The organism is Streptomyces sp. Sge12 (genome assembly GCF_002080455.1).
In the GTDB taxonomy this organism is placed as follows: domain Bacteria; phylum Actinomycetota; class Actinomycetes; order Streptomycetales; family Streptomycetaceae; genus Streptomyces.
The window spans coordinates 5,698,901-5,720,774 of the sequence record NZ_CP020555.1 but is presented as its reverse complement, the minus strand read 5'-3'; the positions used below and the strand labels follow the sequence as shown (position 1 = coordinate 5,720,774).

The window sequence follows — 21,874 nt, the reverse complement described above, 5'->3', positions numbered from 1 at the left end:
CGACTTTCTTCGCGACGTTACCCGAGCCGGGGTCTCGCGCCGAGTACCGCAGTGCCGACGCGTACATGTGTCGCACCGGCCACAACGGCCTGTTCCAGGTCTGCGCTCATCCCGGCCGACACCATCGTGGCAGCCGGATGGTCCACGCGCATGCGGGATGACAATTCCATCAACCGCTCGAAAGCGGCCTGTTCGCGTCCCGCGTAGGGGCCGGACAGCGGGGCGACCGTCATCAGGCCGTCGACGCGCAGTCCGGGGGCCCCAGCGACGAGGTCCGCCAACTCCGCGAGCTGCTCCGGCGCCGCCCCTCCCCGGGCCCCGCGCTCCCCCGACTCCGCGTCGAGGGCGATCTGCACCAGGCAGCCGAGCTCCCGGCCGGCACCCACCGCGGCCGCCGAGAGGGCGGTCACGAGTTTCGGTCGGTCGACCGACTGCACCACGTGCGCGTATCCCGCCACGGAACGGACTTTGTTCGTCTGCAACTGACCGACGAAGTGCCAGCTGAGCGGCAGATCCGAGCAGGCCGCGGCCTTGGGGGCGGCATCCTGGTCACGATTTTCCGCAACATGACGGACACCCAGGTCCGCCAGCAGTCGTACGTCGCTCGCGGGGTAGGTCTTGGTGACCACGATGAGCGTCACCTCGTCCCGCGCCCGCCCCGCCGCCGCGCAGGCGGACGAGATACGTTCCTCCACCCGCGCCAGGTTCTCGGCGAGCTCCGCCTTACGATCCGTCATTCTTCTTTTCCCCCGGGAGTCCGGGGGACGTCCCCCGGGAAAGCTCCGTCAACCAGACATAACCGGCAAGCCGTCCGGTCACCCGGTCACGGCGGTACGAGAAGTGGTCCCGCGACTCCAGTGTGCAGACCGGGGAGCGGTCACTGTTCACCACCCCCGCCTCCGCGAGCTGGGCGTGCACCCCCGCGACCACGTCGACGGCCGGTGTCCCCCAGCTCGTCTCGGCCCGGGCGGCGGGCACCGCCTCGGCCACCGCCTCCCGCATCTGCGCGGGCACCTCGTAGCAGTGTCCGCAGACCGCGGGTCCCGTACGGGCCAGGATCCGCCCGGGGTCGGCCCCGAGTGCGACCATCGCCTCCACGGCGGCGGGTACCACTCCGGCGACCAGCCCCGGCCGCCCCGCGTGGGCGGCACCCACGACCCCGGCGACGGGGTCGGCCAGCAGGACGGGCGTGCAGTCGGCCGTGAGGACCGCCAGCGCCAGTCCCCGACGGGCGGTCACCACCGCGTCCACCGCGGGGACCTCGGCGTCCGCCCCCCAGGGCCCGTCCACCACCGCGACGTCCCGGCCGTGCACCTGGTTCATCCAGACCACCCGGTCCGGGGCCAGTCCCAGGGACCGGGCCGCCAGGGCCCGGTTCGCGAGAACGGCGGCCGGGTCGTCTCCGACCGCGCCGCCGAGATTGAGCTCCTCGTACGGAACGGCGCTCACTCCGCCCCACCGGTCGGTGAAGGCGAAGTGGGCGCCGCCCACGTGATGCTGCTCTGGTGTCACTTCAAGAAGTCCGGGACATCCAGCTCCTCGGCCGGGCTGTCCTGGTACGGGCGGGCCGTGGGGACCTGCGGCGCGGGGGCCTGGACCTCGACCGGAGCCGCCTCGACCGGAGCCGGGGGCTCCTCGCGGGGGGTGACCGAGCCGAGTCCGCCGAAGGCCGGGCGGGCCGGCTCGGCGGCGCGGACCGGAGCCGGGGCCGGCTCCTCGCGCTTGGTGGACGCGGCGCCGATGACGTTGTCCCGGCGGGCCGGGGGCTGTCCGCCGTCGAACCCGGCCGCGATGACGGTGACCCGTACCTCGTCGCCGAGCGCGTCGTCGATGACGGCGCCGAAGATGATGTTCGCCTCGGGGTGCGCGGCCTCGCTGACCAGCTGCGCGGCCTCGTTGATCTCGAAGAGACCGAGGTCGGAGCCACCGGAGATGGAGAGCAGCACACCGCGGGCGCCGTCGATGGACGCCTCCAGCAGCGGCGAGGAGATCGCCATCTCGGCGGCGGCCACCGCGCGGTCGTCGCCGCGGGCCGAGCCGATGCCCATCAGGGCCGAGCCCGCCTCGGACATCACGGACTTGACGTCGGCGAAGTCGAGGTTGATGAGACCCGGGGTGGTGATGAGGTCGGTGATGCCCTGGACGCCCGAGAGCAGGACCTGGTCGGCCGACTTGAAGGCGTCGAGCACGCTGACCTGGCGGTCCGAGATGGACAGCAGTCGGTCGTTGGGGATGACGATGAGGGTGTCGACCTCTTCGCGGAGCTCGGCGATGCCGTCCTCCGCCTGGTTCGCGCGGCGCCGGCCCTCGAAGGTGAACGGCCGGGTGACCACACCGATCGTCAGGGCGCCGAGCGAGCGCGCGATGTTGGCGACGACAGGTGCGCCGCCGGTGCCGGTGCCGCCGCCCTCACCGGCGGTGACGAAGACCATGTCGGCCCCCTTGAGGACCTCCTCGATCTCCTCGCGGTGGTCCTCTGCCGCCTTGCGACCGACGGCCGGATTGGCGCCGGCGCCGAGGCCGCGGGTGAGTTCACGGCCGACGTCGAGCTTGACGTCGGCGTCGCTCATCAACAGCGCCTGGGCGTCCGTGTTGATGGCGATGAACTCGACGCCCTTGAGACCGACCTCGATCATTCGGTTGATGGCATTGACACCACCGCCGCCGACACCGATGACCTTGATGACTGCGAGGTAGTTCTGCGGTGCTGCCACGTCGAAGGCCTCTCGCCTCGAGTTACGTGTCGCCGCCTCGCGGGCCTGCGTTGCGACGACTGATGCCGAAATAGGGACGGTTCGAACGCGCCGACCCGAACCCTCACCCTGAAGTTTAGGGTTAGGGGTGTGTCTGTTCCTCGGACTCTTCCGAACAGGACACTAAGTCGACAAGTAGCGCGTGTTCAACGAACACGCCGAACCTCCCGTTTTTCTTTTCACCCTATGTGATCACCCGTATCGCTGGCCAACCAGGGTGCGCCGCTGTTGGACCGGACGTCAACTCCCGGACACAGCAGGGGCGGTGGGGACGCTCACGTCGAAGTGATCGGCCTTGGGCGCGGCTTTCAACAAAGCGTTCAGTGCGCGCCCCTTCGCGTCGCTCTGTTCGCCGCTCCCCCACGTCACGGACCGCCCGCCGGTCAGCTCCAGGACGACCGAATCATAGGAACCCACCTTGACCTGCACGGTTTCCTTGGCGACCGACGCCGGGAGGGCGCCCGCGACGAGCACGGCCTCGTGCAGCAGCCGTTCCTCGTCGAAGCGGCGGGCACTCGGCGATCGACCGGCGTTCAATTCGAGGACCGGAACACCCGCGGGTGCTTTCGGAACCGTGTCGAATCGCACACCCGATGCGTCCACTTCCACGAAGTTGGAGTCCTTTTTGATGAGCAGGACGGGTTTGCGTTCCGTCACTTTCAGACCGATCCCGTGCGGCCAGGCCCGCACCACATCGACCGAATCGATGCGGGGCAGCCGGCCCCGGACGCGGCTCTCGATCTCGTCGGTGTCGACGCTCACCAGGGGCGCGCCGACGGGAACGGCGGCGGCGGCGAGCACTTGCTCGGAGGTGAGCACGTCCATGCCGGCGGCGGAGACCTTCTCCACGCGGAGCCAGGAGGAGCCGTAGAGGACCCAGGTGCCGCCCGCCACGAGGAGCACCGCGGCGGCCAGGGAGGCCAGCACGGAGCCCCGGCGCAGGCGTGCGCCGGGGCCTCCCGGGCCGGACCTCTGCGCGGACTTGGCCCCCTCCGGGCCCTTCGGGGCCCTGGGGCCCCTGGGCCGCTTAGGCGGCTCGGGCGGCTGGGGAGCGCCGGCGCCCTTGCGGGCGGACGGGCCGGACCGATCAGAAAACGGTGTTCCGCGCCGCGCGGTCGTCCCTCCGGCCACTCCTGTGCCTCCTGCGTCTGCGGTACCCGCCTCAGCGGGACCTGTGGGCCGCGATCGCCTCGTACACCATGCCGACCAGGAGCTCGTCGGCGTCCCGGCGGCCGAACTCACCGGCGGCGCGGGACATCTCGTAGAGGCGGTGCGGGTCGGACAGCACCGGGAGGACCTGGCTGAGCACCCACTCGGGCGTCAGCTCCGCGTCGTCCACGAGCAGGCCGCCGCCGGCCTTGACCACCGGCTGGGCGTTGAGCCGCTGTTCACCGTTGCCGATCGGCAACGGGACGTAGGCGGCGGGGAGCCCCACGGCGGAGAGTTCGGCGACGGTCATGGCCCCCGCGCGGCACAGCATCATGTCGGCGGCGGCGTACGCGAGATCCATCCGGTCCACGTACGGTACCGGGACATACGGCGGCATCCCGGGCATGTTGTCGACACGCGGCAGTTCGTTCTTCGGCCCGACGGCGTGCAGGATCTGGATCCCGGAGCGCTGGAGGGTCGGCGCGACCTGCTGGATCGTCTCGTTGAGGCGGCGCGCGCCCTGCGAGCCGCCGGAGACCAGCAGCGTGGGCAGGTTGGGGTCCAGGCCGAAGGCGGCGCGCGCCTCCGGGCGGACCGCGGCCCGGTCGAGGGTGGAGATCGAGCGGCGCAGCGGGATGCCCACGTAGCGGGCTCCGCGCAGCTTGCTGTCGGGGGTGGAGACCGCGACGGCGTGCGCGTACCGGGAGCCGATCTTGTTGGCCAGTCCGGGCCGGGCGTTGGCCTCGTGGACGATGATCGGCACCCCGAGCCGCTTGGCCGCCAGGTAGCCGGGCAGGGCCACGTAGCCGCCGAAGCCGACGACGCAGTCGGCCTTGGTGCGCAGGAGGATCTCCTCCGCGGCCTTGATGGTGCCGCGCAGCCGCCCGGGGACGGTGATCAGCTCCGGGGTCGGCTTGCGGGGCAGCGGTACGGCGGGGATCAGACCCAGCTCGTAGCCGCGTTCCGGCACCAGGCGGGTCTCAAGTCCGCGCTCCGTGCCGAGGGCGGTGATGCCCACTGAAGGGTCCTGCCTGCGCAGGGCGTCCGCGAGGGCGAGCGCCGGCTCGATGTGGCCGGCGGTCCCCCCACCGGCGAGTACGACATGCACCGAAATTCACCGCTCTCCGGACGGTCGCTTCTTGACGCGCCGTCTCATCGACTTCCATCTCACCCCGGTCCGCCGCCAGCCGGTCTTCGGCTGTCGCATCGCGAGGGCCGCGCGCGCCGCCGGCTCCTCCCGCGCGAAGGCGATGAGCAGTCCGACCGCGAACATGGTCGGCAGCAGGGCTGACCCTCCGTAGGAGAACAGCGGGAGCGGGACTCCGGCGATCGGCAGCAGGCCGAGCACCGCACCGATATTGATCACGGCCTGGGCCGTGATCCAGGTGGTCACGCCTCCCGCGGCAAACCGTACGAAGGAATCCTCCGTGCGTCCGGCCACGCGGATACCCGCATAGCCTAGAGCCGCGAACAGGGCGAGCACCGACAGCGTCCCCGCCAGACCCAGTTCCTCCCCGGTGATGGCGAAGATGAAGTCGGTGTGGGCTTCGGGTAGTTGCCCCCATTTTTCCACACTTGCACCCAGGCCGGAACCGAACCAGCCGCCCGATGCGAGGGCGTAGATCCCGTGAACGGCCTGCCAGCAAAGGTCGTTCTTGCCCGGTTCTGTCGCGCCGAGGCACTCCAGCCGGTCCATCCGGTGCGGGCTCGTCTTGATGAGCAGTGCGACGATCGCACCCGCGAAGGCGAGCACACCGACGAACATCCGGGTCGGGGCCCCGGCCAGCCAGAGCAGGCCGAAGAGGATGGCGCCGAGGATCATCGCGGTGCCCATGTCCCCGCCCAGCATGATCAGCCCGAGCAGCAGGAAGGCCACGGGGACCAGCGGCACCAGCAGGTGCTTCCACTGGCTCAGCAGCCCCTTGTCGCCCTTGCGCGCCAGCAGGTCGGCGCCCCACAGGATCAGTGCCAGTTTGCCGAACTCACTGGGCTGCAGCATGAACGGACCGCCAAGGGAGATCCAATTCTGGTTGCCGTTGATCGAGACGCCTATCCCGGGGACCTGGACCAGGACCATCAGGAAGAGCGTGCCCGCGAGCACCGGGTACGAGAGCGCGCGGTGCAGTTTGACCGGCATCCGGGAGGCGACCAGCAGGAGCACGCCGCCGATGAGGGCGGCCAGGAACTGCTTCTTGAAGAAGTACGCGTCGCCGAGGCCGAGCTGGAGGGCCTTGATCATCGACGCCGAGTACACCATCACCAGACCGAGCACGGTGATGAGCAGCGAGCTGCCGAAAATCAGGTAATAGGCCGTGAGCGGGCGGTCCCAGGCCTTCTGCAACTGCCGCTGCGTACGCCGCAGCCCGGCCAGCGGGCCGCGCCCGGCGGGCCGCTTCGAACTCACCGCCGGGCGTTTGCGGCCCTGCGCCTTCACGGCGGACGGCCGCCGCCCCGGCAGCATCTGCTTGGCCGGCATCTGTGATCTTCCCCTCCACTCGTACGAGGCGAGCAGCCGGCCGGAGGGAACCTGTCCCGGAGCCCCCGGCCTAGGCCGTGTCCGCAGCGTTCTCGGCGGCCAGTTCGCGCACCGCGTCGGCGAATGCGTCCCCACGCTTGTTGTAGTTCGCGAACATGTCCATCGAGGCACAGGCAGGTGCCAGCAGGACCGTGTCGCCGGGCTCGGCGAGCGCGGCGGCTTCCCGGACCGCTGCGAGCATCGCCCCAGTGTCGGTCCGGTCGAGGTCGACGACCGGGACCTCGGGGGCGTGTCGCGCCAGCGCCTCCGCGATGAGCGCCCGGTCGGCGCCGATCAGCACCGCGCCGCGCAACCGCTTCGCGGACTTCTGCACGAGCTCGTCGAAGGTCGCGCCCTTGGCGAGGCCCCCCGCGATCCAGACGACCGGCTCGAAGGCCGCGAGCGAGGCCTCGGCCGCGTGCGTGTTGGTGGCCTTGGAGTCGTCGATGTAGGTCACCGAGGCGACCTCGTCCACGTAACTGACGCGGTGGGCGTCGGGACGGAAGTCGCGCAGTCCGTCGCGGACCGCGCGGGGCTCCACGCCGAAGGCGCGGGCCAGGGCCGCCGCGGCGAGCGCGTTGGCGATGTTGTGCGGGGCCGGCGGGTTGACGTCCTTGACCTCGGCGAGCTCCTGGGCGTTCTTCTGCCGGTTCTCGACGAAGGCCCGGTCGACGAGGATGCCGTCGACGATGCCGAGCATGGAGGGGCCGGGGGCGCCGAGGGTGAAACCGATCGCCCGGCAGCCCTCCTCGACGTCCGCCTCGACGACCAGGTCCTCGGTGGCACCGTCGGCCACGTTGTAGACGCAGGCCACCGTGTTGCCCTCGTAGATCCGGCCCTTGTCGGCCGCGTACGCCTCCATGGAGCCGTGCCAGTCGAGGTGGTCCGGGGCCAGGTTGAGCACGGCCGCCGAGTGGACGCGCAGCGAGGGCGCCCAGTGCAGCTGGTAGCTGGAGAGTTCGACGGCGAGCACGTCGTACTCCTGCTCGCCGAGCACCACGTCGATGATCGGGGTGCCGATGTTGCCGACGGCCGCGGTGCGCAGGCCCGCGGCCTTCAGGATCGACGCCAGCATCTGCGTGGTGGTGGTCTTGCCGTTGGTGCCGGTGATCGCGAGCCAGGGCGCCGGTTCCTTGCGGGGCGCTGCGGCGTCCGTGCCGCCGGACCGCGCGGCGCGCCGCTCCTGGCCCACCTCGCGCAGCAGCCAGGCGATCTCGACGTCCCCGACCACGTCCACACCCGCCGCGGCAGCGGCCGCGAACAGCGGGCTGTCGGGCTTCCAGCCGGGCGAGGTGACGACCAGTTCGGTGCCCTCGGGCAGGACCTCGCCCGCGTGGCCGCCGTCCTCCAGGCGGCCGAGGCGGACGGTGATGCCCTCCGCCGCGAGTTCGGCGGCCCGGGCGCGGTGCGCGTCACCGTCGCCGTTGTCGACGACGGTCACCACTGCGCCGAGGCCGGCCAGGGCGCGGGCGGCACTGATGCCGCTCACGCCGAGACCGGCGACGGTGATGTTCTTGTCCTGCCAGGACGTCACTTGTCGGCTGCCCATCCCGCGTAGAAGAGACCGAGACCCACGATCACGCACATGCCCTGGATGATCCAGAAGCGGACCACGACGAGGACCTCGGACCAGCCCTTGAGTTCGAAGTGGTGCTGGAGCGGCGCCATCCGGAAGACGCGCTTGCCGGTCATCTTGAAGGAACCGACCTGGATGACGACCGACATCGTGATGAGCACGAAGAGGCCGCCGAGGAGCGCCATCAGGAACTCCGTGCGGGAGCAGATGGCGAGGCCCGCGAGCGCGCCGCCGAGGGCGAGCGAGCCGGTGTCACCCATGAAGATCTTGGCGGGCGAGGTGTTCCACCACAGGAAGCCGAAGCAGGCGCCCATGAGGGCGGAGGCGACGACGGCGAGGTCGAGCGGATCGCGTACCTCGAAGCAGGCGTTCGGGTTCGTCAGGTCGGCCGCCATGGCGCACGACTCCTGGAACTGCCAGACGCCGATGAAGGTGTAGGCGCCGAAGACCATCACGGCGGCGCCGGTCGCGAGACCGTCCAGACCGTCGGTGAGGTTCACGCCGTTGGACATCGCCAGGATCATGAACAGCGCCCAGACCACGAACAGCACCGGGCCGATCGACCAGCCGAAGTCCGTGACGAACGACAGCCTGGTGGAGGCCGGGGTCAGCCCGCGCGAGTCCTTGAACTGGAGGGCCAGCACCGCGAAGGCGATGCCGACGATCAGCTGGCCGGACATCTTCGCCTTGGCCCGCAGACCCAGCGAGCGCCGCTTGACGATCTTGATGTAGTCGTCCAGGTACCCGACGAGGCCCATGCCCGCCATCAGGAACAGGACGAGCAGGCCCGAGAAGCTCGGCTCGCTGCCGGTGAGGACCTTCGTCAGGGCGTACGCGATGAGCGTGGCCAGGATGAAGGAGATACCGCCCATGGTGGGCGTGCCCTTCTTCCCGGCGTGGCCGCGGGGGCCGTCGTCGCGGATGAACTGGCCGTAGCCCTTGCGGGCCAGAAGCTTGATCAGCAACGGGGTACCGACAACGGTGAGGAACATGCCGATGACACCGGCGAACAGGATCTGCCTCATCGGTCGGCGACCTCGCCCTCGACAGTGCTGTCGAGCAGCGCCTGGGCCACCCGCTCCAGTCCGGCCGACCTGGAAGCCTTCACCAGCACGACGTCACCCGGGCGCAGTTCACTGCGCAACAGGTCGACCGCCGCCTGCGCGTCGGACACGAGCACCGACTCCTCACCCCACGAACCCTCGTTATATGCGCCCAGTTGCAGCCAGGAGGCTTCCCTGCCCCCGACTGCGACGAGCTTGCTCACGTTGAGCCGGACGACAAGTCGTCCGACCGCGTCGTGCTCGGCGAGCGCGTCGTCTCCGAGCTCGGCCATCGGGCCGAGCACCGCCCACGTGCGTCCCCCGTTCGCCCTGCCGGCACCGCCCATCGCGGCGAGCGCGCGCAGTGCGGCCCGCATGGACTCGGGGTTCGCGTTGTAGGCGTCGTTGACGATCGTCACACCGTCCGCCCGTTCGGTGACCTCCATCCGCCACCGGGACAGCGTGCCCGCCCCGGAGAGCGCCATGGCGATCTCCTGTGCGGACATGCCCAGGACATGGGCGACGGCGGCCGCGGCGAGCGCGTTCGACACGTGGTGCTCACCGTACAGCCGCAAGGTCACGTCACTGCACCCGGTCGGTGTGTGCAGTGTGAAGGAAGGCTGTCCGGTGTCCGTCATCCGGACTTCGGTGGCCCGGATTTCGGCGTCCTCGGCCTCGCCGAACAGGACCGTACGGGCCTTCGTGCGGGCGGCCATCTCACGAACCAGCAGGTCATCGGCGTTGAGGACGGCGACGCCGCCCTCCGCCTCGGCCGGCAGCGCCTCGACCAGCTCCCCCTTGGCCTGTGCGATCTGCTCTCGGCCGCCGAACTCGCCGATGTGGGCGGTGCCGACGTTGAGGACCAGACCGATCCGCGGGGGCGTCAGTCCGGTGAGGTAGCGGATGTGGCCGATGCCGCGGGCGCCCATCTCCAGGACGAGGTGCTGGGTGTCCTCGGTGACGCGCAGCGTCGTGATCGGCAGGCCGATCTCGTTGTTGAGGTTCCCGGGGGTCCACACGGTCGGCGCGTGGTGCTGGAGCACCTGCGCGATGAGGTCCTTGGTGGAGGTCTTGCCGGCGGACCCGGTGAGGGCCACGACGTCGGTGCCCAGGCGGGTGACCACGGCCCGGGCGAGCGCTCCGAGGGCGGCCACCACATCGGGGACGACGATGGCCGGTGCGCCGACGGGCCGGGTCGCGAGGACGGCCACGGCGCCCGCGGACACGGCGCGTTCGGCGTAGTCGTGGCCGTCGACCCGCTCGCCGACGAAGGCGGCGAACAGGCTGCCGGGCCCGACCTCGCGGGAGTCGTAGACCACGGGGCCGGTGACCTGGACGGACGGATCCGGTATGTCGTGGGGCCGCCCGCCGGTGATGTCGGCGATCTCGGCGAGGGAAAGGGCGATCACTGGTTCACCTCGGCCTGTCGGACCTGAATCTTCCGATCGAGCACGGCCTGGTGCTCGATCGCGGCACGGAGCACCGTGCGGTCGTCGAAGGGGCGTACGACACCGGCGGTGTCCTGGCCCTGCTCGTGGCCCTTGCCGGCCACCAGCACGGTGTCACCGGGCCGGGCGCGGGCGACGGCGGCGGCGATGGCCGCGGCCCGGTCGGCGTCGACCAGGACGGTGCCCCGCTCGGCGGGCGGTACGGAGACGGCGCCCTCGAACATCGCGGCGAGGATCGCGAGCGGGTCCTCGGAGCGCGGGTTGTCGGAGGTCAGGACGGCCACGTCGGCGAACCGGGCGGCGGCGGCGCCCATCGGGCCGCGCTTGGTGGTGTCGCGGTCGCCGCCGCAGCCGAGCACGATGTGCAGCTGGCCCTCGGTGACCTCGCGCAGTGCGCGCAGCACCGATTCCACGGCGTCCGTCTTGTGCGCGTAGTCGACGACGGCGAGGTAGGGCTGTCCCGCGTCCACCCGCTCCAGCCGGCCGGGGACCCCGGGGACCGCGGCGACGCCGTCGGCGGCGGTCTGCGGGTCGAGGCCGGCGGCGGCGAGCGTGACGATCGCGGCGACGGTGTTGGCGACGTTGAACGGGCCGGGCAGCGGCGCGGTGGCCCGTACGCGCTGTCCTTCGGGGCCCAGCAGGGTCAGGGTGGAGCTCGCGGGTCCGAACACCACGTCCTCGGCACGCCAGTCGGCGGCCGGGTCGCCCGCGGCGGAGAAGGTGACGACCGGGACGGTCGCCTCCTTGGCCAGGCGGCGGCCGTACTCGTCGTCGAGGTTGACCACGCCCAGGCGGGCCCGGCGGGCCGTGAAGAGCCCCGCCTTGGCCTGGAAGTAGTCCTCCATGTCGGAGTGGAACTCCATGTGCTCCGGGCTGAGGTTGTTGAAGACGGCGACGTCGAAGACGCAGCCGTCGACCCGGCCGAGCACCAGTGCGTGGCTGGAGACCTCCATGGCCACGGCCTCGACGCCGCGTTCGCGCATGACCGCGAAGAGGGCCTGGAGGTCGGTGGCCTCGGGGGTGGTCCGCTCGGACTTGATGCGCTCGTCGCCGATGCGCATCTCGACGGTGCCGACCAGTCCGGTGCTGCGGCCCGCCGCGCGCAGACCGCCCTCGACGAGGTACGCCGTGGTGGTCTTGCCGGAGGTTCCGGTGATGCCGATCTGGAGGAGGTCCTCACCGGGGCGCCCGTAGATCGCGGCGGCGAGTTCTCCCACCCGGCCGCGCGGGTCGTCCACGGTCAGGACCGGCAGGCCGGTCGCCGCGGCGCGTTCCGCTCCGGCGGGGTCGGTCAGCACGGCGGCGGCGCCGAGGCCGGCGGCCTGGGCGGCGAAGTCGGCGCCGTGCGTCCTGGCTCCCGGCAGGGCCGCGTACAGGTCACCGGGGCGCACCGCACGGGAGTCGTGCGTGATGCCGGTGATCTGCGCCGCGCCGGGCGCGGGGACGCCCAGCAGGGTGGCCAGCTCGCCCAGCGGGCTCGGGCTGGCGGACGCGGGCCGGGGCGCTCCCGGCGGCGTTGCCGGGGCTTTCTGGGCGGTTCTGGGCTGATCAGCGTGGGGCACGGCGGTGAGCGTACCGGGCGCGGCGGGCCGCCCGCGAAGTGAGGGCCCGGCCTCGGCTTCGCCGGTCGTCCGGTTCCCGGGTTTCGGGGTGATCGTTGTCACTGGTGGTGCCTCACGCTTTTCTGGCGGGCCGGTCGGGGCTGTGGGTCACTGACCGGGCTGCGGACTGGGCTGCGGGGCGGGCTTGGGGGCGGGCTGGGGGGCGGCGTCGTAGGTGACGGGAAGCCCGGCGGGTGCGGTTCCCGTGGGGGCCACCTGGAGGGTCTTGAGCGCGAACTCCATGACCTTCTTGTAGATGGGGCCGCAGATCTGGCCGCCGAAGTAGCTGCCCTTCGTGGGGTTCTGGATGGCGCAGTAGACGGTGATGCGCGGCTTGTCGGCGGGGGCGAAACCGGCGAAGGACGCGGTGTAGCCCTTGTAGCGGCCGGTGGCCGGATCCACCCGGTTGGAGGTGCCGGTCTTGCCGCCGACCCGGTAGCCGGGGATCTTCGCCTTGGTGCCGGTGCCCTCCTGGTCGTCGACGACGGATTCGAGCATCTGGGCGAGGGTCTTGGCGGTCTCCGGGCTGATCACGCGGTTCGTCTCGGGCGCCGGGGCCGGGGTGAAGCGGCCGTCGGGGCCCTTGGTGCCGCGGACCAGGGTGGGCTCGATGCGGACCCCGCCGTTGGCGATGGTCGAGTACACGGAGGCCGCCTGCATGGCGTTCAGGGACAGGCCCTGGCCGAAAGGGATCGTGTACTGCTGCGAGGTGGACCAGTCCTGGGGCTCGGCGAGGATGCCGCGGGACTCGCCGGGGTACTCCAGGCCGGTCGGGCGGCCGATGCCGAACTTGGTCAGGTAGGAGTGCAGGACCTTGTTGGCCTCGGGCTGGGTCGTGCCGAGCTGACCGGTCGCCAGGATGGTGCCGATGTTGGAGGACTTGGCCAGGACGCCGTTGAGGGTCAGGTACCAGGTCGGGTGGTCGATGTCGTCCTTGAACAGCCGGTCACCGCGGTGGAGCCGGTTGGGGACCTCGACGCGGGTCTCCGGGGTGGCCTTCTTCTCCTCCAGGACGGCGGCCATCGACATCACCTTGGCGGTGGAGCCGGGCTCGTACACGTCCTGGAGCGCGGCGTTGCCCATGGCGGCGGAGCGGGCCCGGGTCAGGTCGTTGGGGTCGAAGCCGGGGGCGTTGGCCATGGCCAGGACCTCGCCGGTGAGGGTGTCCTGGACGATGACGTAGCCGCGGTCGGCCTCGGACTTCTGGACCTGCTCGGCGATGGCGCTCTGCGCCGCCCACTGGATGTCCCGGTCGATGGTCAGCTGGACGTCCGTGCCGGGCACGGCGGGCTTCTCGCTGGATCCCGCGGTGGGGACGCGGCGGCCGCCGGACTGGGCGTAGGTGACCTCGCCGTCCTTGCCGGACAGCTTCTTGTCGAGGGAGGACTCCAGGCCGCCGCCGCCCTTGCCCTCGGCGTTGACGTAACCCAGTATCCCGGCGGCGAGGTCGCCGTTCGGGTACACGCGCTTGCTGCTGTCCTCCTTGAACACGCCGGCCAGGACGTTCGCGCCGGGGCCGTTGCCCCGCTTGTCGGCCGCCGCCTTCTCGGCGAAGACCCGCTTGAGGTCCTTGATCTGGTTCCAGACCTGGGGGGTCTGGCGCTGGGCGAGGACGACGTACCGGGAGTTCTTGGTGCTCAGCCGGTCGGCGAGCTCCTTGGCGTCCTTGCCGAGGATGGGTGCGAGGAGGGCGGCGGCCTGCTGCGGGGCGTCGGGCGCCTTGCTGTCCTGCGGGGTGAACATCTTCGGGTCGGCGGTGATGTCGTACGCGTCGACGCTGGTGGCGAGGGCCACGCCCCTGCGGTCGGTGATCTCACCGCGCTCGGCGGCCAGTTTGACGCTGGTGTAGCGGTTCTTGGAGGCCTCGGCGGAGAACGCCGAGGCGTCGACGGCCTGCACCTGGAGCAGCCGGACCACGAAGGCCAGCATGACCAGGGTCAGGCCGACGCCGACCAGGCGCAGCCGGGGGCGCGGGCTGCCGAGGCGGATCGTGTGCGGGGTACGGGCGCCCGCCGGCCGCCGGGTCGCGGGGCGGGAGGCCGGGCGGGCGTTGGCGCGGGCCCGGTCGCCGGGCCGGGGCGGCCTGGCCGGCCCGGGCACCCGCCGCCGGGGCGGCTCCTGCGGGCTCACGCGGCCACCGCCCCTGGCAGGGCCGCGCCGGGGGTACCGGGGGCACCTCCCAGCGGTGGCCGGGGGAGGAAGGGCGGGGCGGGGAACGGCCCCGCAGGGATCCGCGTCACGACATCACCGACCTGTGTTGGGGGTGGGCTGCTGCTGGAGAGGCTGGGACGGGGGCGCGGCCTGCGGGCTCTGCGAGGCCGGGGCCGGCGCCGTGGGTGCGGCCGGGGAGGCGCCCGGCGCCGCCGGCGGAGCAGGGGGCGGGGTCGGGGTCGGTGACGGCGGGGCCTCGGCCGGTGCCGCGCTGCCGGCGATCCTGCCGTCCGGGCCGATGAAGACCGGGCTGCCGCCGGGGACCAGGCCCAGCTCGTGGGCCCGGCGCTGGAGCGCGTCGGGGGCCGAGTGGGCGTCCACGTCGCGCTGCAGCGCCTGTTCCTCGTCGGTGAGGGTGGTGGTCTCCTTCTTCAGCTTGGTCAGCTGGAAGGAGCCCTCGTTCAGGGCCGAGTTCAGCAGCAGCAGGCTGATCAGGCCGCCGCCGAGCAGGGCCACGACGAGCAGCACGAACGGCATCCGGGCCGCCTGCCCCCCGGGCCGCGGGCGGGCCGGGCGGCCGCCGAGCGCCCGGCCGAGGCGGGCCGCCTGCCCGCGGGTCAGCGTGGCGACCTTCCCGGCCTTGGTCACAGTCGCGCCTCCCGGATGCGTTCGACCCCGCGGAACCTCGCCGGGGCGGCCCGCCGGTTCTCGGCGATCTCCTCCTCGGTGGGCAGTTCGGCGCCGCGCGTGAGCAGTTTCAGCTTCGGCTGGTACTTCTCCGGCACCACCGGCAGGCCGGGCGGGGCCGTGGAGGTCGCGCCGGCCGCGAAGACCTGCTTGACCAGGCGGTCCTCCAGCGAGTGGTACGAGAGCACCGCGATCCGGCCGCCGACCGCGATCCGGTCCACCGCCGCCGGGATGGCCCGCTCCAGGCCCGAGAGCTCTCCGTTGACCTCAATCCGCAGCGCCTGGAAGGTCCGCTTCGCCGGGTTGCCGCCGGTGCGCTTGGCGGCCTGCGGCAGGGAGTCGCGGATCAGCTCGACCAGGCGGGCACTGTTGGTGAAGGGCTCCTTCTCCCGCTCCCGGACGATGGCGGACACGATCCGCTTGGCCTGCTTCTCCTCGCCGTACTGGCGCAGGATCCGGACGAGCTCGCCCGGCGCGTAGCTGTTGAGGACCTCGGCGGCGCTGATGCCGGTCGTCTGGTCCATGCGCATGTCCAGCGGGGCGTCCTGGGCGTACGCGAACCCGCGGTCGGCCTCGTCGAGCTGCATGGAGGAGACGCCGAGGTCGAAGAGGATGCCCTGGACGGCCGGGATGCCGAGCCCGTCGAGGACCTCGGCGAGGTCGGCGTAGATCGCGTGGACCAGGGTGGCCCGGTCGCCGAAGGGCGCGAGCCGCTCGCCGGAGAGCCGCAGGGCCTCCTTGTCGCGGTCGAGGCCGATCAGGTGGGCCTCGGGGAACCGGGTCAGCAGGGCCTCGCTGTGGCCGCCGAGGCCGAGGGTGCAGTCGACGACGACGGCCCCGGGCCTCTCCAGCGCCGGGGCCAACAGGTCCAGGCACCGCTGGAGCATCACCGGGACATGTCGGGACTCGCTAGTCAAAGCGCCCTCTCAGATAACGGCGCGGCAGGCGTACGCACCCCCGCCTCCCCGCATCCGCGACCGGCGCCGGGGAAGGTGGCGCCGGCCGGCCGGTGAGCGGGAGAGGGCCGGGCCGTACGTACGCGCCGCGCACGCGAGTGTTCATCGGGGGCCGGGCGGCCGGTCAGGGCCGGGCTCCGGCCGGTTCGCGTCACTTTAGTGCAACGGTCGCCGCGGTCAACGAACCGCCCCGCGCGGCGTGCGCGGCTCTCGGAGCGAACCGGCAAATGCCGCGAATCACCCGGACGGCCGCCTCACCCCCACCCCTGTGGGTTAGCTCACAACAAGCCTCGTTGACGTTCTTTGTCCGCTCTCACGCGAGGCCGACGGGGGCGGTGACCATTAACGTCGTACCCATGACGACTTCCGCATCCCTGCCTGCCGAGTCCGCACCCGAGGCATCCGTCGGCGGATCCGTCACCGACCGACTGGTCGAGGCGAATCAGCGCTACGCGGCACAGTTCTCCGATCCCGGCATGGACGCCCGTCCCGTCCTCAAGGTCGCCGTCGTGGCCTGTATGGACGCCCGCCTGGACCTGCACAAGGCCCTCGGTCTGGAACTCGGCGACTGCCACACGATCCGCAACGCCGGCGGCGTGGTCACCGACGACACGATCCGGTCCCTCACCATCAGCCAGCGGGCCCTCGGCACCCGCACGGTGATACTGATCCACCACACCGGCTGCGGTCTCGAGAACCTGACCGAGGACTTCCGGCACGAGCTGGAGGACGAGGTCGGCCAGCGCCCCGCCTGGGCCGTCGAGGCCTTCCGGGACGTGGACCAGGACGTCCGCCAGTCCATGCAGCGGGTCCGCACCAACCCGTTCCTGCCCCACAAGGACGATGTGCGAGGCTTCGTCTTCGATGTGCACACCGGGCTCCTGCGGGAGATCGATCCCAGCTCTTGAGTGACACAAGGCCGTAACGCCGTCAAGAATGCGGGGTGGCACCACCCGGGATCCTCCCGGGACGGTGTCCGTGTTTCGGGGTGGGCCGGTTCATGCGCCAAGGGCGTCGGCCCTGGGAATGGGCCGAGGAGAACCAGGTGACGACGTATGACGACCGAGCGAGCCTCGCGGATCTGACCAGCACGGCGGAGCGGGTGCGCCAGTCGGTCGAGAGCGTGATCGAGGGCAAGCCCGAGGTCGTTCGCCTCGCGCTGACCGTGCTGCTCGCCGAGGGGCACCTGCTGATCGAGGACGTACCCGGCGTCGGCAAGACGATGCTCGCCAAGACGCTCGCCAAGTCCATCGACTGCTCGGTGCAGCGCATCCAGTTCACCCCGGACCTGCTGCCCTCCGACATCACCGGTGTCAGCATCTACGACCAGCAGCGCCGCGAGTTCGAGTTCAAGCCGGGCGCGATCTTCGCGCAGATCGTCATCGGTGACGAGATCAACCGCGCCTCGCCCAAGACCCAGTCCGCGCTGCTGGAGTCGATGGAGGAGCGCCAGGTCACCATCGACGGCACGACCTACACGCTGCCCAGCCCCTTCATGGTCGTCGCCACCCAGAACCCGGTGGAGATGGAGGGCACCTACCCGCTGCCCGAGGCGCAGCGCGACCGCTTCATGGCCCGCGTCTCCGTCGGCTACCCGAGCCCCGAGGCCGAGCTCCAGATGCTCGACGTGCACGGCGGGGTCTCCCCGCTCGACGACCTGACCTCCGTCGCGCACTCCCACGAGATCGTCAAGCTCATCGAGGCGGTCCGCGAGGTGTACGTGGCCGAGCCCGTCCGGCGCTACGTCGTCGACCTGGTCTCCGCCACCCGCAGCCACCCCGACCTGCGGCTCGGCGCCTCTCCCCGGGCCACCCTGCACCTGCTGCGCGCCGTGAAGGCCTCCGCCGCGCTCGCCGGCCGGGACTACGTCCTGCCCGACGACGTCCAGGCCCTGGCCGGCCCGGTCCTCGCGCACCGGCTGCTGCCCACCGCGCAGGCCCAGCTGAACCGCCGCACCGCCGAGCAGGTCGTCGCCGACATCCTGCAGCGCACCCCCGTCCCGGCCGCGCACGCCCGCGGCGAGATGCCGCCCGGCGCGGGCATCCGGGGCTTCTGATGAGCGCCGGTGCCCCGCGCGGCGCCGGTGGCCCGGGGGACGGCGGCGGACTGCGCGCCTCGCTGTCCGGACTGACCACCCGCGGCCGCTCGTTCCTGGCCGCCGGGATAGCCGCCGCCGCCTGCGCGTACGTCCTGGGCCAGGGCGAACTGCTGCGGGTCGGCCTGCTCCTCGCCCTCCTGCCGCTGATCTGCGTCTACGCCCTGCACCGCACCCGCTACCGGGTCTCCGGCAGCCGCCGGCTCAGCCCGGGCCGGGTCCCCGCGGGCACCGAGGCCCGCGTACAGCTGCGCATGGACAACGTCTCGCGGCTGCCCACCGGCCTGCTGATGCTCCAGGACCGGGTGCCCTACGTACTGGGCCCGCGCCCGCGCTTCGTACTGGACCGGGTCGAGCCCGGCGGGCGCCGCGAGGTGTCCTACCGGGTCCGCTCCGACCTGCGCGGCCGCTATCCGCTCGGCCCGCTCCAGCTGCGCCTGTCCGACCCCTTCGGGCTGGTCGAGCTGACCCGCTCCTTCAGCACCTACGACACCCTCACCGTCATACCGCGCACCGAGCCCCTGCCGCCGGTCCGGCTGGCCGGCGAGTCCAACGGCTACGGCGACGGCAGCCGCCGCTCCCTGGCCCTGGCCGGCGACGACGACGTGATCCCCCGCGGCTACCGGCGCGGCGACGACCTGCGCCGCGTGCACTGGCGCTCCACCGCCCGCTACGGCGAACTGATGGTCCGCCGCGAGGAGCAGCCGCAGCGCAGCCGGGCCACCGTCCTGCTGGACACCCGGCGCCTGGCCTACGACGGCGCCGGCCCCGACTCCGCCTTCGAGTGGGCCGTCTCGGCGGCCGCCTCCAGCCTGGTGCACGTCCTGGAACAGGGCTTCTCCGTACGTCTGCTCACCGACACCGGCGACTCGGTGCCCGGGGAGGGCGGCGGAGGCTTCTCCTCCGGCGGGCAGGAGTCCGCAGAGGCCGCCGGACTGATGATGGACACCCTCGCGGTCGTCGGGCACTCCGACGGCGCCGGGCTCTCCCGCGCCTACGACGCGGTGCGCGCCGGCGGCAGCGGGGGCTTCGGCGGAGCCGGCGGCGACGGGCTCCTCATCGCCTTCTTCGGCGACCTGGACGACGTACAGACAGAACTGGCGGCCGGGATGCGCCAGCGCACCTCGGGTGCGGTGGCCTTCGTACTGGACTGCGCGAGCTGGGGCGGACAGCCGGCTCCGGGGCATGCCGTGACCCCGCTGGAGGAACGGCTGCGCAGGCTGCGCGACGCGGGCTGGACGGCGCTGGCCGCCCCGCCCGGGGTGGCCTTCGGCGAGCTGTGGCGCCGGGCCGGGGCCGCGCGCGTCGCTACGGGAACCACCGGAGGTCGGGAATGAGCGGGCGGGCGAAACTGACGCTGTTCGCGGCACTGGCGACACTGCTCACCTCGTGGTCGCTGAGCCCGCTGGTGGACTCGCAGGCCTGGCTGCTCCAGGCCGGGCTGCTGCTGATCGTGCAGAGCGCGGTGGGCGCCGGGGCCCGGCGGGTGCCGCTGGCCCGGACGCTGACCGTGGCCGCGCAGCTGCTGGTGTCGCTGCTGCTGCTCGCGTTCCTGTACGCCGGCAAGGGCGAGTCCACCGGGGACGGGCCGCTGGCCTACCTGGTGACGGACTTCGGCGCACTGTTCGGCCAGGGCGTCCGGGACGTGGGCGAGTTCGCGATCCCGGCTCCGCTGACGGACGGCATCAAGCTGCTGCTGGTGTCCGGCGTGCTGCTGATCGGTCTGCTGGTGGACACCCTCGCGGTGACCCTGCGCACCGCCGCCGCGGCCGGACTGCCGCTGCTCGCGCTGTACTCGGTGGCCGCGGGCCTGTCCGGCGGCGGGGACGCCTCCTGGATCTCCTTCCTGCTGGCGGGCTGCGGCTACCTGTTGCTGCTGCTGTCCGAGGGCCGGGACCGGCTCGCCCAGTGGGGCCGGGTCTTCGGCGCGGCCCCGCGCCGGGGCGCCGCCGACTCGGGCCTCGCGGGCGGCGCAGGTGGGCAGGCGACGGCCCCCGTGAAGTTCGGGCGGCGGATCGGCGCCGTGGCCCTGGGCCTCGCGCTGGTGGTGCCCGCCGTACTGCCCTCGCTCGGCGGCGGGCTGCTGGGCGGGACGCAGGAGGGCGACGAGAGCGGCAGCGGTCCGGGCGGGACGATCACGGCGGTCAACCCGCTGGTCTCCCTGCAGAGCAACCTGAACGCGCAGGACAACCGCGTGATCCTGAAGTACCGGACGAACAACCCGCAGCAGGGCGAGCAGTACCTGCGGATCCTGGCGCTGGACGAGTTCAACGGCGTCAAGTGGGAGGCCTCCGGGCGGCCCCTGATCGACGTGCCGGAACGGCTGCCCGACCCGCCGGGGCTCGGTGCCCCGGTCCGCGGCACCGCGACGGAGGTCACCACCCTCATCAACGCGGCGGACAACTACACCCAGCGCTACCTCCCCATGCCGTATCCGGCGACCTCGGTGGCGATCCGCGGCAAGTGGCGGTTCGAGCCGGCGGGCCGGTCCCTGGTCGGCGACCAGCTGGGCCGGGACCGGTTCCAGAACGTCCAGGGCGCCGAGTACGAGGTGCGCAGCCTGCAGCTGAACCCGACACCCCAGCAGCTCCAGCGGGCCGGGGAGCCCGAACCGGCGATCCGGGACGAGTACACGAAGATCCCGGACAACCTGCCGCCGGTGGTCGCCGAGACGGCCCGCCAAGTGACGCAGGGGGCGAAGGACGACTACACCCGCGCGGTGAAGCTCCAGGACTACTTCGCCGTGAACGGCGGGTTCCGCTACAACACGAGGACGGCCTCGGGCACCGGCCCGCAGGCGGTCGCCCGGTTCCTCGCCGACAAGGAGGGCTTCTGCGTCCACTTCGCCTTCTCGATGGCGGCGATGTCCCGCTCGCTGGGCATCCCGGCCCGGGTCGCGGTGGGCTTCACCCCCGGCGAGAAGCAGTCGGACGGCAGCGTGAACGTGTCGATGCGCGACGCGCACGCCTGGCCCGAGCTGTACTTCCAGGGCGTGGGCTGGACCCGCTTCGAGCCGACGCCCCGCTCCGGCATCAACATCCCGGACTACTCGCGGGCGCAGACCCCGGCCACCCAGCCGTCCGCCCCGGCGCCGCTGCCCTCGCAGAGCGCGGTGCAGCCGTCGACGGCCCCCACGGGGACCCCCGAGTGCCCGCCGGCCCTGAAGAAGCTCGGCGAGTGCGGTGCGGCGACGCCCGCGCAGAGCGCCGGCCCCGATGACGGGCTGTCGGTGACGACGGTCCTGGGCTGGGCCGCGCTGGTCGTGGCGGTGCTGGGGCTACCCCTGCTCCCGCTGCTGTGGCGGACCCGGCTGCGGGCCCGCCGCCTGGCGACCGGTGAGGTGCTGACGGCCTGGCGGGAACTGGGCGACGCCGCCTGGGACGTGGGTGTGGCCCCGGACGAGGCGCTGTCCCCGCGCCGGGCGGCGGGCCGCATCGTGGATCTGGGCCGCCTGGAGCCTGAACCCGGGGCGGCCGTGCACCGGGTCGCCGGTGCGGTGGAACGGGCCCTGTACGCGCCCCCGGGCGCGGAGGTCTCGTACCCGGAGCTGGCACAGGACGTACTGCTGGCCCGTACGGGGCTGCTGGAGTCCGCGGACCGGCTGCCCCGGCTGCGCGCCCTGCTGCTGCCGCGCTCGGCGACCCGTATCTCCTGGGCACTCTCCGCCCGCTGGGCAGCGGTGGCCGGAGCGGTCTCGGCCCGCCTGACGTCCCTCCGCACCCGCCTGCCCCTGCGCACCCGCGGCTGAGGCGCACCCGCCCTCTCGGCCTCGCCGGCGTTTGAGGCGCGGGGTCCGGGGCGGAGCCCCGGCAGCGGCGGCGCGGACGACCGCGCAGAACCGCCGAACCCGCGGACGCGAAACGGCGAGGCTCGATCCCCCCGAGCCCCGCCGCATCACGT

17 protein-coding genes are annotated in these 21,874 nt (G+C 72.3%); 4 read left to right on the top strand and 13 right to left on the bottom strand.

The window, feature by feature from the left end:
* Nucleotides 1-17: 17 nt before the first annotated feature.
* From B6R96_RS25630 to rsmH, 13 genes are all read right to left on the bottom strand, one after another.
* Nucleotides 18-737 (bottom strand): YggS family pyridoxal phosphate-dependent enzyme, encoded by a 720-nt coding sequence (locus tag B6R96_RS25630; protein ID WP_030385572.1) that lies wholly within the window; start codon nt 735-737, stop codon nt 18-20.
* Complete coding sequence (gene pgeF, locus B6R96_RS25625) at nt 724-1,512, bottom strand: peptidoglycan editing factor PgeF (protein ID WP_081523751.1); 789 nt, start codon at nt 1,510-1,512, stop codon at nt 724-726. The genes B6R96_RS25630 and pgeF overlap by 14 nt, the downstream gene beginning before the upstream one ends.
* Nucleotides 1,509-2,714, bottom strand: coding sequence for a cell division protein FtsZ (gene ftsZ / locus B6R96_RS25620; protein ID WP_052872570.1), 1,206 nt, complete (start codon nt 2,712-2,714; stop codon nt 1,509-1,511). Before ftsZ ends, pgeF begins: the two co-directional genes overlap by 4 nt.
* A gap of 279 nt (nt 2,715-2,993) precedes the next feature.
* The gene (locus B6R96_RS25615; protein ID WP_081523750.1) at nt 2,994-3,884 is read right to left on the bottom strand and encodes a cell division protein FtsQ/DivIB; all 891 of its coding nucleotides are present in this window, start codon (nt 3,882-3,884) and stop codon (nt 2,994-2,996) included.
* A 31-nt stretch (nt 3,885-3,915) separates the two neighbouring features.
* Nucleotides 3,916-5,010, bottom strand: a complete 1,095-nt coding sequence (murG, locus tag B6R96_RS25610) for an undecaprenyldiphospho-muramoylpentapeptide beta-N-acetylglucosaminyltransferase (RefSeq protein WP_030385576.1) — start codon at nt 5,008-5,010, stop codon at nt 3,916-3,918.
* 6 nt (nt 5,011-5,016) lie between these two features.
* Entirely contained in the window at nt 5,017-6,378 is a 1,362-nt protein-coding gene (gene ftsW / locus B6R96_RS25605; RefSeq protein WP_030385577.1) for a putative lipid II flippase FtsW, read from the bottom strand.
* 70 nt (nt 6,379-6,448) lie between these two features.
* A complete protein-coding gene (murD, locus tag B6R96_RS25600; RefSeq protein ID WP_081523749.1) occupies nt 6,449-7,966 on the bottom strand; it encodes a UDP-N-acetylmuramoyl-L-alanine--D-glutamate ligase in 1,518 nt (505 codons plus the stop codon).
* Nucleotides 7,948-9,018, bottom strand: a complete 1,071-nt coding sequence (gene mraY / locus B6R96_RS25595) for a phospho-N-acetylmuramoyl-pentapeptide-transferase (protein WP_030385579.1) — start codon at nt 9,016-9,018, stop codon at nt 7,948-7,950. Before mraY ends, murD begins: the two co-directional genes overlap by 19 nt.
* Nucleotides 9,015-10,445, bottom strand: a complete 1,431-nt coding sequence (locus B6R96_RS25590) for a UDP-N-acetylmuramoyl-tripeptide--D-alanyl-D-alanine ligase (protein ID WP_081523748.1) — start codon at nt 10,443-10,445, stop codon at nt 9,015-9,017. Before B6R96_RS25590 ends, mraY begins: the two co-directional genes overlap by 4 nt.
* A complete protein-coding gene (locus B6R96_RS25585; protein ID WP_081523747.1) occupies nt 10,442-12,148 on the bottom strand; it encodes a UDP-N-acetylmuramoyl-L-alanyl-D-glutamate--2,6-diaminopimelate ligase in 1,707 nt (568 codons plus the stop codon). Before B6R96_RS25585 ends, B6R96_RS25590 begins: the two co-directional genes overlap by 4 nt.
* A 45-nt stretch (nt 12,149-12,193) precedes the next feature.
* A complete protein-coding gene (locus B6R96_RS25580; protein WP_159396360.1) occupies nt 12,194-14,215 on the bottom strand; it encodes a peptidoglycan D,D-transpeptidase FtsI family protein in 2,022 nt (673 codons plus the stop codon).
* Between the two features lie 114 nt (nt 14,216-14,329).
* Nucleotides 14,330-14,884: a hypothetical protein gene (locus B6R96_RS25575; protein ID WP_237291522.1), complete on the bottom strand. Its 555-nt coding sequence runs from the start codon at nt 14,882-14,884 to the stop codon at nt 14,330-14,332.
* Complete coding sequence (gene rsmH / locus B6R96_RS25570) at nt 14,881-15,810, bottom strand: 16S rRNA (cytosine(1402)-N(4))-methyltransferase RsmH (protein ID WP_053702208.1); 930 nt, start codon at nt 15,808-15,810, stop codon at nt 14,881-14,883. Before rsmH ends, B6R96_RS25575 begins: the two co-directional genes overlap by 4 nt.
* 362 nt (nt 15,811-16,172) lie before the next feature.
* Between rsmH and B6R96_RS25565 the strand changes: the two genes are divergently transcribed.
* The 4 genes from B6R96_RS25565 to B6R96_RS25550 all read left to right on the top strand — a co-directional run bounded on the left by B6R96_RS25565 (nt 16,173) and on the right by B6R96_RS25550 (nt 21,722).
* Complete coding sequence (locus tag B6R96_RS25565; RefSeq protein WP_078626222.1) at nt 16,173-16,787, top strand: beta-class carbonic anhydrase; 615 nt, start codon at nt 16,173-16,175, stop codon at nt 16,785-16,787.
* Between the two features lie 137 nt (nt 16,788-16,924).
* A complete protein-coding gene (locus B6R96_RS25560; protein ID WP_030385586.1) occupies nt 16,925-17,935 on the top strand; it encodes an AAA family ATPase in 1,011 nt (336 codons plus the stop codon).
* Nucleotides 17,935-19,311, top strand: a complete 1,377-nt coding sequence (locus tag B6R96_RS25555; RefSeq protein WP_053702211.1) for a DUF58 domain-containing protein — start codon at nt 17,935-17,937, stop codon at nt 19,309-19,311. The genes B6R96_RS25560 and B6R96_RS25555 overlap by 1 nt, the downstream gene beginning before the upstream one ends.
* Complete coding sequence (locus B6R96_RS25550; protein WP_081523745.1) at nt 19,308-21,722, top strand: transglutaminase family protein; 2,415 nt, start codon at nt 19,308-19,310, stop codon at nt 21,720-21,722. The genes B6R96_RS25555 and B6R96_RS25550 overlap by 4 nt, the downstream gene beginning before the upstream one ends.
* Nucleotides 21,723-21,874: the final 152 nt, after the last annotated feature.